This window comes from Promicromonospora kroppenstedtii DSM 19349 (genome assembly GCF_000515355.1).
GTDB classification, from domain to species: domain Bacteria; phylum Actinomycetota; class Actinomycetes; order Actinomycetales; family Cellulomonadaceae; genus Promicromonospora; species Promicromonospora kroppenstedtii.
On the sequence record NZ_KI911730.1, the window covers coordinates 9,763 to 12,397 of the forward strand.

Sequence of the window (2,635 nt, forward strand, 5' to 3'; positions counted from 1 at the left end):
GGCCGCGGCCCGCCGCTCCGCCTGTGCGTCGCGCAGCTCCTCGGCGGCGTCGTACCCGAGGGCTGCCTCGGCCGCCTCGTCGGCGAGGGCCAGGCCGGCCGTGCCGTACAGGTGGAACACCGCGTCAGCGCCGTGCCGCTCGAGCTCGGCCACGTCGTCGTCGTACCGGGCGACGGCGGCGACCGTGCCCTCGAAGCCGCTCGCCCGCAGCTGGGACAGCGCGATGAGGTTGGCCGCGTGGAAGGGCATGGCGAGGATCGCGAGGCGGACGGCGCCCGCGCTGCGCACCCGGCCCCAGAACTCGATGTCGGTCGCGTCGGCCTGCACCACGGTGAAGCCCTCGGTACGCAGGGCGGCGACGCGGGTCGGGTCGTGCTCGACGCCCACGACGTTCATGCCGTAGTCGTCGCGCAGCTGCCGCACGGCGCCGCGGCCGACCCGGCCCATGCCGAGCACGAGCGCCTCCGCCCCGGACACGTCGATGAGCCGCTCCTCGCGGTGCAGCCACTCGTTGGGCTTGGACGGGAAGCGCTTGGCCAGCGACATCGCGAACTCGTTGCCGCGCGTGTTGATCGCGGAGGACAGCACGAAGCTGGCGGCGACGGCGACGGCGAGGACCACGAGCCACTCGTCGTGCAGCAGGCCGGTCTGCGAGCCGACGGCGACCACGATCAGGCCGAACTCGGAGTAGTTGGCCAGCACCAGCCCCGACAGGATCGCGGTGCGTTTGCGCAGCCGCATCAGGCGCAGCAGCACGGCCGTGACGATGGCCTGCAGCGGCAGCATCAGCAGCAGGAGCAGCCCGATGATCGCGGCCTGCCAGCTCAGCTCGCCGGAGAAGCCGATCGAGACGAAGAAGCCGACCAGCAGCAGCTCCTTGACGGTGAACAGGTTGCGGGACAGCTCGGTGGCGGCGGGGTGGCCGGCCAGCAGCATGCCCATGACGAGCGCGCCGAGGTCGCCCTTGAGCCCGACGGCCTCGAACAGCGCGTAGCCCGGACCGAGCGCGACGGCCACGCCGAACAGGGCCTGCAGCTCGCCGTGGCCCACCCTCGACCAGACCTTGCGCAGCAGCCAGGCGCCCGGGACCAGGAGCACGAGGGCGAACGCCCACGGGCTCGGCGGGTGGTCGGAGGCCACGGACAGGAAGACGACGGCGATCAGGTCCTGCATGACGAGCACGCCGATGGCGATCCGGCCGTAGAGGGCGGACTGGTCGGAGCGGCCGTCGAGCACCTTGACCACGAACACCGTGGAAGAGAACGACAGGGCGAGCCCGAGCAGCGCGAGCACGCCCAGGCCCTCGCCCGCGAGCATCGAGAACCCGACCACGCCGAGCAGGCCGAGGAACCCGACGGCGATGGCGACGCTGACCAGCAGGTGCGCGACCGTCGTGAACCAGACGTCCCTGCGCAGCAGGGTCTTGACGTCCAGCTTGAGGCCGATGCCGAACAGCAGCAGCGTCACGCCGAGGTCGGCGATGGTGCTCAGGTAGGGCGGCTCGGCGATGCCGGCGGCGTGGAGCGCGAACCCGGCCACCAGGAAGCCGACCAGGGGCGGCAGCCGGAGCAGCACCGCCCCGAGCCCGGCCGCGACCGTAGCCACCAGAAAGATCGCTGCCGTCGCCATGGACAGAGTTTAGTTGTCGCGTGTTTCAGGAAACCGCCGCCGCAGCCCGCAGTGCGGGTGAAAGGGTGCCCTTGTCCTCGACCGCCACGCCGTCAAGCCCGAGCCACCGGGCCATGGTGCGCAGCTCGTGCGCCAGGCGGGCGGGCGTGCTGTCCGTGAGGGTCGGTTCCGCATGCGCGGACTGCACGCGCAGCACGCCCGCGGCACGATCGGCCTTGAGGTCGACCCGGGCCGTGAGCTGGGAGTCCTCCAGGAACGGCAGCACGTAGTAGCCGTCGGTGCGCTGGGCCGCCGGGGTGTAGATGCCGATCCGGTAGCGCATCCCGAACAGCCGCTCCAGGCGCGTGCGCTCCCACACCAGCGGGTCGAACGGAGCCAGCAGCGCCTGCCCCGCCGCGCGCCGCGGGCGGGCTGCGTCGCGGTGCAGGTACCACTTCTCGGTACCCCCGGCCACGCGCGCGGGCAGCAGCACGCCCTCCTCGACCAGCTCGGCCAGGGCCCGGTCCGCGACCGGTCCCTTGAGTCGGTAGTAGTCCTTGATGCTGCGTGCGTCGCCGATCCCCTGCGCCCGCGCGCCGAGCTCCAGCAGGATCCGCTTCGCCTCCGCCTCCGGCACCTCCACGAGGGCCGACGGCGGGAGCACCCGCTCCGGCAGGTCGTAGAGTCGCTCGAACTGCGAGTTGCGCCCGGCCGAGACCACCTCACCGGTGAAGAACAGATGCTCCACGACACGCTTCTCGGTGCTCCAGTCCCACCAGGTGCCTCGCTTGCGCCGCACCGAGCGGCCCTCGGACACGAACCGGTCGTGGATCTGGGAGGCCGACAGCGGACCCTCGGCCGCCACCAGGTCGTGCACCTCGCGGACCTGCGGTGCGTCGGGCAGCCGCACGCCGTCCAGCTCCTTCCAGTCGTACTCCTGGGCGAACCACCGCCGGCGGAACGCCAGCAGCGGCCAGGCGCGCGGCGGCACGTAGGCCGCGACGTGCGCCCAGCTCTCGACCAGGCG

The 2,635-nt window shown here is 72.4% G+C and carries 2 protein-coding genes; both read right to left on the reverse strand.

Going from position 1 to position 2,635, the window contains the following annotated elements; translation table 11 throughout:
• Nucleotides 1-1,629 (reverse strand): cation:proton antiporter family protein (locus PROKR_RS21680; RefSeq protein WP_084800594.1); only part of this gene is annotated, 1,629 nt, incomplete at its 3' end.
• Between the two features lie 25 nt (nucleotides 1,630-1,654).
• Nucleotides 1,655-2,635, reverse strand: a 981-nt coding sequence (locus PROKR_RS21685) for a winged helix-turn-helix domain-containing protein (protein WP_036967320.1), incomplete at its 5' end; no start/stop codon positions are given.